At 56.5% G+C, this 8223-nt stretch carries 6 protein-coding genes and 1 other annotated feature; of the genes, 1 reads left to right on the forward strand and 5 read right to left on the reverse strand.

What is annotated here, in order from left to right; all coding sequences use genetic code 11:
• Positions 1-212 (forward strand): S-layer homology domain-containing protein (locus QJ48_RS33695; protein WP_162238606.1); only part of this gene is annotated, 212 nt, incomplete at its 5' end.
• A gap of 98 nt (positions 213-310) precedes the next feature.
• On the opposite strand, the gene QJ48_RS33700 is transcribed toward QJ48_RS33695, so the two are convergent.
• From QJ48_RS33700 to QJ48_RS33720, 5 genes are all read right to left on the reverse strand, one after another.
• Positions 311-1606 (reverse strand): hypothetical protein, encoded by a 1296-nt coding sequence (locus tag QJ48_RS33700; protein ID WP_054977657.1) that lies wholly within the window; start codon positions 1604-1606, stop codon positions 311-313.
• 174 nt (positions 1607-1780) lie between these two features.
• Complete coding sequence (gene murC / locus QJ48_RS33705) at positions 1781-3160, reverse strand: UDP-N-acetylmuramate--L-alanine ligase (protein WP_054977660.1); 1380 nt, start codon at positions 3158-3160, stop codon at positions 1781-1783.
• Positions 3161-3168: 8 nt separating this feature from the next.
• A complete protein-coding gene (locus QJ48_RS33710) occupies positions 3169-4548 on the reverse strand; it encodes a folylpolyglutamate synthase/dihydrofolate synthase family protein (protein ID WP_054977658.1) in 1380 nt (459 codons plus the stop codon).
• A gap of 6 nt (positions 4549-4554) precedes the next feature.
• Positions 4555-7224: a valine--tRNA ligase gene (locus QJ48_RS33715; protein ID WP_054977659.1), complete on the reverse strand. Its 2670-nt coding sequence runs from the start codon at positions 7222-7224 to the stop codon at positions 4555-4557.
• A gap of 100 nt (positions 7225-7324) precedes the next feature.
• Positions 7325-7577 (reverse strand) — a binding site (T-box leader).
• 119 nt (positions 7578-7696) lie between these two features.
• On the reverse strand, positions 7697-8223 hold a 527-nt coding region (locus QJ48_RS33720), incomplete at its 5' end, for a LysM peptidoglycan-binding domain-containing protein (RefSeq protein WP_157261842.1).

The raw sequence follows: 8223 nt of genomic DNA on the forward strand, positions 1-8223 counted from the left end.
TGAAGGCGGGCTTCTGGGCCGCGGATGCCATCTCCGGTCTCAAGCGTGCCGGCTGGATCGACGGCGTGACGGCGGAGCGCTTCGAGCCGGAGCGGCTGATCACGCGCGCAGAAGCCGCCGCGCTGGTTGATCGCTACATGGCGGATGCCGCAACGCCGAAGAAAACTGCCCCTGAACCGCCATCACCCGGCCGGACCTCAACCGGCAGGTAACTAAGTCCTTTATCCCCATAGAAAGAGCCGTCCGAATGAACCGAAGCGGTCCGGACGGCTCTTTCCGTACGCCCCCTCGGTGGATGTCCACCCGTGTGTTATGGAAGCGCAACCGCTTGGAGCAGTTCCTTCTCCGCCACGACGTACTGCATTGCAGCCGTTTGCGCCTGCCACAGAAAGGCTTGGGACGGGTTCTTCTTGTATTCCTCAAGCGACGCCACGGCCGTATTCAAGGAATTGTTCATCTTAGGCAGCGCCTTCTTCCCGGCTTCGCCCAGACCGTCGCTGACGGCGGCAGCCGTCTGGGACCAGCTTTGATGCGTCGTCTTGATCGATTGCAGCGCTTTGTCGTCAAGAGCTTCCGGCTTGGCGTCAGCCGCATGGGCGATCGTTTGTGCGGCGATGAGCTTCACAAGCTTATCCCCTTGCGCAATATAATTGGAAAACACATCTGCTTGCTTGCCATTCCATTTGACTTTCGTCACTGCCGGTAAATCGAGTGTTTTAACAATCACCTCGATGTTTTTTTGCTGATAGGCTTGCGATAGCCCTAGTGCTTCGTCCCGGGTTCCTGCCATTCCCACATAGACCGGGTGCTTATCTCCCCCTTCTACCGCTCCTGCCAGCCCTTTCTTGCGAAAATCCGCAGCTGCGGACTCCGCTCCCTGTGCGCTGCTGAATACCCCGCCTTGCAGAACGGCATACGATTTCGCCGGGATCTGCACCGCCACGCCGATAGCGGAACCGCTCGCCGGGGCTGCCGAATCTCCCGTTTTACCGGCCGTCTCTCCTTTGGAAGCCATCCCGTCGGCCCCGGTTCCCTTCGTCCCTTGCTGGGCCGTCGTCGTGCCGCCCGGAGACGTTATTTTGCCGGAGTCTGTACCGCCCGAAAACATCGACAAAACCAAAAAGCCGAACGCGACGCCCGTTACAACTGCACCGGCGACGGAAGCGGTAATACGAAGCCAAGAGCCGTTGCCCGGCGTTCTCCTGAAATAGGCCGATTCCTCCTGTGTATAAGGCCGGTGCGTTCGCTCCATACCCCCGGTCAGATCCGGCCGCTCGACGTAACCCGTTTCCGGATCGAACGACCGGCCGCCGCCCGATTCGCGAATCAATTGTTCCACGCGGTGCGTCTCTGTCTCAAAGGAGCTCTGCCAACCGCCGAAATCGGTCGTGTATTCGTTAAGCGCTGGTCCGGTCCACATCGGTCCTCTTATTTTTCCGGACTCTACCGGCGGCTTGTCCGGCTGGCGGCTTTCATCAGCCCGCTGCTCCATAACGGTATATTCTTCCGATCGAAGGGGGATGACCTGCGGCCCGCTCCCCGTATCCTGCCGTTCTTGCCGCTGCCCGTCCTTGTGGAAACGAAACGTCATCTTGGTCTTGTTCATTGCGCCAACTCTCCCTTGTCCCATATTCGTATTACTAGACTATGAGAATCGGTCCACAAATAGAACCGTCAACGCAGACAGCGAATGGATAAACGGCAATGCGGTTCCACGCAAAAAAACCCCGGCTTCGCCGCTCAAAAGAACGGCGTTCCGGAGGTTTTTCGTTTCGTACTGCTAGGCCAAGCGTTTCGTCAATGCCTCGGCAAGACCGGCCGCCGCTTTCCATATGTCTCCTGCACCCATCGTAATCACCAAATCTCCGGGGCGCACCGACTTCAGCAAATAGGTCTGCACCTGCTCCTTGGTCGGGACATAGCGCACGTTGGCGTTGCTGTTCTGACGAATCAGCTCGACGAGCTTCGCGGAATCGATGCCTTCGATCTGCTTCTCGCCCGCCGGCGAATAGATGTCGGTAATGATCACTTCGTCCGCCTCGGGAAACGCGCGGCTGAACTGCTCGAACAAAAAGTACGTCCGCGTGTACCGCTGAGGCTGAAATACGGCGACAATCCGTTTGCCGGTCGCTTTGGCCGCTTGGATCGTCGCTTCGATTTCGGTCGGATGATGCGCGTAGTCGTCGATCACCAAAATATCGTTGACTTCTCCGAGCACCTGGAAACGCCGCTTGGCCCCCCGAAACTCGGTAATCGCTTCCGCGATCCGGTCGAAGGACACACCCGCTTCCATGCAAGTAATCAGCGTAGCAAGCGCATTGTAGACGTTGTGTTTGCCCGGTACGGACAGATGGATCGTTCCGAGCGCCTCGGCGCCGCGCATGACATCGAAGGATACTTTACGGTCGCCAAGAACGATGTTCCGAGCCGTAAAATCCGCTTCCGCTTCGATCGCATACGTGAGGACCTCGCTATTCACGCTGGAGATCATCTCTTTCAAGTATTGGTCGTCCAAGCAAACGACGGCCTTGCCGTCCTCTTTCACCTGGCTCAAAAACTGCGCATAGGCTTTTTTCAAATTTTCAAAATTGCCGTCGTAGTTTTCCAGATGATCGGCTTCAATATTATTTACCAAGGCAATGGCAGGCTGGTACTGCAAAAACGAACCGTCGCTCTCGTCCGCTTCCGCGACGACCCAATCGCCTTTGCCCGCCTTGGCGTTGCTTCCCACATTCATAATTTCCCCGCCGATGATGAAGGTCGGGTCCAAGCCGCAGCGCTCAAGTACGAGCGCAATCATGGACGACGTGGTCGTCTTTCCGTGCGCGCCCGCAACCGCGATGCCTTTTTTGGCGTTCATCAGTCTCGCCAGCATTTGCGAACGGTGCAGCATCGGAATATTCAGTTCCTCTGCCGCCACCATTTCGACATTATCCTTGGCCAAAGCCGTGGAATATACGACGACGTCCGCGCCTTTCACATTTTGCGCCTCGTGCCCGATGAACACTTGCGCCCCTTTGGCCGCAAGTTTCTCCGTCAGCTCCTGCTGCGCCAAATCGGATCCCGAAACTTGGTAGCCCATTTCCAGCATCACCTTGGCAATCGCACTCATGCCGTACCCGCCGATGCCGATAAAATGGATATGCTCCGATGTATTCACGCCTGCGTTCACCAGCCTTTTTCAGAATCGGATTGATGCTTGATCCAGGAACGGACGTCCCCTATTAAATATAACGTGCCGGAGACGACAGCCAGGTCGTCCTGCGCCGTCAATTTTTTAAGCCGCTCCAGCCCCGTCTTCCAATCGGGTTCCACGATCACTTCCACGTCGTGCCTTCCGCACTCCGCCAGAAGCGATTTGGCCAGTCCGGCCAGATCTTCGGCAGCGGCCTTTTTCAGCCAATTCGGCTCGGTTAGGATAAGCGTATCCACTATTGGTAGTATATGCCTCAAATAGCCCGTATGATTCTTGTTCGTCAGCATTCCCATCATAAAATGGAGCCTATTGTACGAATATGTTTCCTTCAGCGCGGCGGCAAGCGACTCCGCCCCCTCGGGGTTGTGCGCTCCGTCGATCAGAATCCGCGGCTCCTGCGATACCATCTCCAGCCGCCCCGGCCACTGCGCCGCTTTCATGGCGCGAAGCAGATCCTCGTCTTCCACGATCAGCGCATAATATTGCCGCAGCACCTCAAGCGTCATTAGCGCCACCGCCGCGTTTTTCAACTGGTGCGGTCCGTTCATGGAGATGGCAACGTCCGGAATGTGCCGGAACGTGCCGGTAAACCGAAACGTCTGCTCGTTTTCCTTGGTCGAGATCGTTTCATAACGGAACTCCCGGCCGAGCAAATAAAGCGTGCTGTTCTTGGCCTTCGCCGCTTCCTCGACGACCCGGACGACCTCCGGCTGCTCCACGGCGCTTACGACCGGGACGCCAGCCTTAATGATAGCCGCCTTCTCGGCCGCGATTTTCTCCAGCGTATCGCCGAGCAACTCCATATGGTCATGACCGATATTCGTTATGACGGAAACAAGCGGCGTCACGATATTCGTCGAATCCAACCGTCCGCCGAGCCCCGTTTCCCAGACGACAAAGTCGGGATAAGCGGTGCGGGCAAAATATTCGATCGCGACCACGGTTGAGATCTCGAACATCGACGGCTGCCCAAACTCCTCCGCAACCTGATCGACGAGCGGCTTGATTTTATTGATCACCTTCAGCAGGTCTTCGTCCGGGATATTGACCCCGTTGAGACGAATGCGCTCGTTGTAGCTTTCAATGTAAGGAGAAGTAAACGTCCCGACGTCGTAGCCGCATCCGCGGATCACTTCGGTCAAATAGGCGCAAACCGATCCCTTGCCGTTCGTACCGGCGACATGAATAAACTTGAGACGCCGGTGAGGATGGTCGAGCAGCTCCATGAGCCGCTCCATCCGTTCCAGTCCCGGCTTGATTCCCGCCAGAGGAATAAACCGGACAACCCAGTCGATCGCTTCCCGGGCCGTCCGGAACGGCCCTTCGTTAACGCTTAGCTGTGCTTCGCTCATGATGGCTCATCCTCTCAGTTCGGCCAGCCGGGCCGACACTTTATCCCGTTTGTCCGCATAATCGGCGAGTTTGGCTTTCTCCTCGTCGATAACTTTGGCCGGCGCTTTGGCAACGAAGCCTTGGTTGGCCAGCTTCTTCTCGATCCGGTCCACTTCGCCGTGCAGCGTAGTAAGCTCTTTTTCCAGACGTGCTATTTCCTGGGCAATGTCGATCAGCCCAGCAAGCGGCAAGAACAGCTCCGCCCCCGTCACGATTCCGGTCATCGCTTTTTCCGGCGTTGCGAGCCCAAGCTCGATGGAAAGCGCGGACGTGTTGCAGAAACGCCGCACGTATTCTTCGTTGCGCTTCAGAATAGCCAGCACTTCTTCGCCGGCCGGCTTCACGAGCAGCTCGACCTTTTTGCTCATCGGCACGTTCACTTCCGCACGAATATTGCGCACCGTCCGGATGATGTCCATCAGCAGCTCCATCTCGCGCACCGCGTCCGCCGCTTCAAAGCGCGCCTCGAAGGTCGGCCACGCCGCGAGCGTAATCGTCTCGCCTTCATGAGGCAGATGCTGCCAGATTTCCTCGCTGATAAACGGCATGAACGGATGAATCAAGCGCTGCGTGCGGTCCAGCACATAGGCCAGAACGGATTTCGTCGTTTTCTTCGCCGCTTCGTCGGTGCCGTACAAGGACAGCTTGCTGAATTCGATGTACCAGTCGCACAGATCGTCCCAAATGAAGTTGTAAAGCAAACGTCCGGTTTCGCCGAATTCATATGCATCGATCAGTCGGGTCACTTCGCGGACAGTTTCGTTCAAGCGGTGCAAAATCCAACGGTCGGCCGTACCGAGCTCGCCGCTCAGATCGATATCCGACGCTTTGAAATCGCCCAGATTCATCAGTACGAAGCGCGAAGCGTTCCAAATTTTATTGGCAAAGTTGCGCGCCTGCTCGACTTTTTCCCAGCGGAAGCGGAGGTCCTGTCCCGGCGTGGAGCCGGTGGAAATCATAAAGCGCATGGCGTCGGCGCCGTATTTTTCGATCACTTCAAGCGGATCGACGCCGTTGCCGAGCGACTTGGACATTTTGCGTCCTTCCGCGTCGCGGACAAGACCGTGAATCAGCACGTCTTTGAACGGAATTTGATCCGTGTATTCGAGTCCGCTGAAAATCATCCGCGCCACCCAGAAATAAATGATATCGTAGCCCGTCACGAGCAGATCGGTCGGGTAATAACGCTTCAGATCTTCCGTCTGCTCCGGCCAGCCGAGCGTGGAGAACGGCCATAGCGCGGAACTGAACCAGGTGTCCAGCACGTCGTTATCCTGGGTCAGATGCGTGCCGCCGCAATGCGGACATACGGAAGCGTCCTCGCGGGAGACGATCATTTCGCCGCAATCGCCGCAATACCAAGCCGGAATGCGGTGTCCCCACCACAACTGACGGGAAATGCACCAGTCGCGAATGTTTTCGATCCAATGCAAATAAATTTTTTCGAAGCGGTCCGGTACGAAGTTCGCGCCTTGGCCCGACTTCTGCGCTTCAATCGCGCGTTCGGCGAGCGGCTTCATTTTAACGAACCACTGCGTGGACAAATACGGCTCCACGACGGCGCCGCTGCGCTCGCTGTGTCCGACCTGATGCACGTGGTCCTCGATTTTGATCAGCACGCCGAGCTCCTTCATGTCCGCCACAATCTGCTTGCGGCACTCGAAGCGGTCCATGCCATGATACTTGCCGGCATTTTCGTTCATTTTGCCGGATTCGTCCATCACAAGCACCTGCGGTAGATCATGCCGTCTGCCCACCTCGAAGTCGTTCGGATCGTGCGCCGGAGTAATTTTCACCGCGCCGCTGCCGAAATCCTTCTCGACATATTCGTCGCCGACGATCGGAATTTCGCGGCCGATGATCGGAAGCACAAGCGTTTTGCCGATCAGGTGCTTGTAGCGCTCATCCTCGGGATGCACCGCTACGGCCGTGTCCCCAAGCATCGTTTCCGGACGGGTGGTCGCCACGACGATGAATTCATCGCTGTCCTTCACCGGATATTTCAAATGATACAGCGCGCCCTGCACCTCTTTGTATTCGACTTCGATGTCGGAAAGGGCCGTGCGGGCGGCCGGGTCCCAGTTGATGATATATTTGCCGCGGTAGATCAGCCCTTTTTCGTACAAGCGGACGAATACTTCGCGCACCGCCTTGGACAGCCCTTCGTCCAGCGTGAACCGTTCGCGGGAATAGTCGAGCGAGAAGCCCATTTTGGCCCACTGCTCGCGGATCGTTTCGGCGTAATGCTCCTTCCACTCCCACACCTTTTCCAGAAACTTCTCACGGCCGAGATCGTACCGTGTCACGCCTTCCTCGCGAAGCTTCTGCTCCACCTTGGTCTGCGTCGCGATGCCCGCATGGTCGGAGCCGGGAAGCCACAGGGCGTCATATCCCTGCATCCGTTTGGTCCGCGCCATAATATCCTGAAGCGTAAAATCGAGCGCATGGCCGATATGCAGCATACCGGTAACGTTCGGAGGCGGAATAACCATGGTGAACGGCTTCGCATCCTGACGCTGCCCCGCTTTAAAATATTGTCCCTCGAGCCAGTAGTCGTACCACTTTTTCTCGGCTTCCTTCGGATCGTAGGTTGTCGGCATAGCCGTTTCCGGCGCCGCTTGTTTGGTTTCTTCCATCACTGCAACCTCCAAGTGCACATAATTGTGGTTTGTTTTGAGTTTTCAGCTTTACAGTACCATCAGAGAAATGGCGACAAACAAATAAAAGCCTTCCGCCGCAAAGGACGAAAGGCTCTCGCTTCCGTGGTACCACCTTTATTCCGCCCGTGCTCCGAGAAGCTGGAGGCTTCCCTTCATCCGTGCGGCACTCGAACAGATAACGGCTGTGACCGGCCGAATCTAGAGCTTCCGCTTTCAATTCGACAACTCCGGGGCGACTTCGACAGGTACGTCCTGCGGAACCTTCCAGCTCTTGCCGGCTCCGCTCTCTGAAGGGTTCGCTGTCTACTATTCCCTTTCCGCGTTTTTGCTTGCATCTATGCGTACTATGATAAACAATAGTCAGGACAGAGTCAATACAAGTATAACCAAAAAACCCCCCGGTCAAGCCTGTTTTGGCTCGCCCGAGGGAATTTTTGTAAAAACGGCTTCATTTCGGGATATACACGATCTGCCCTTCGGACACTTCATTATCTCCGAGGCGGTTGTAAAGCGCGATTTCGCGAGGGTTTAGATCATAGCGCTTAGCGATGGACTCCAGTGTCTCTTCCTTTTGCACGATGCACAGCCGGAGCCTTTTGAACCCCTGCTCTTCGCCCTTGGAAGTGAGCAGCAGGTTTTTCCATTCCACCTTCTCCGCTATGGACTCCGATTCTTGCCCAAACGTTTCTTCCGGATCGCGCTTTTCCTTCTGGGAAGAGCCGGGGTTAAACAAGTTGGACAGTCCGAACGATTTGTAAAGCGGTGCGGGCGCTGTAGGCGGCTCGGGCGTTTTTTTGCTGCCCATGCCTACCTTCAGATCTTTATCCGGCGCCGCGGTCGGGTTAAGATCACCGAAGGATTGGGCGGTCGGAGCTTCTGGCTTTTTTTGCGCTTCCTGCGGCTTGAAAGTCTCCGGACCTTTCGCCGCCTCCTTTACAGACAGCGGAGCCGGATTTACATTCGGCGCAGGCTGCG

Origin of the sequence: Paenibacillus sp. A3, from assembly GCF_001399685.1 — a bacterium.
Taxonomy (GTDB): Bacteria; Bacillota; Bacilli; order Paenibacillales; family NBRC-103111; genus Paenibacillus_G.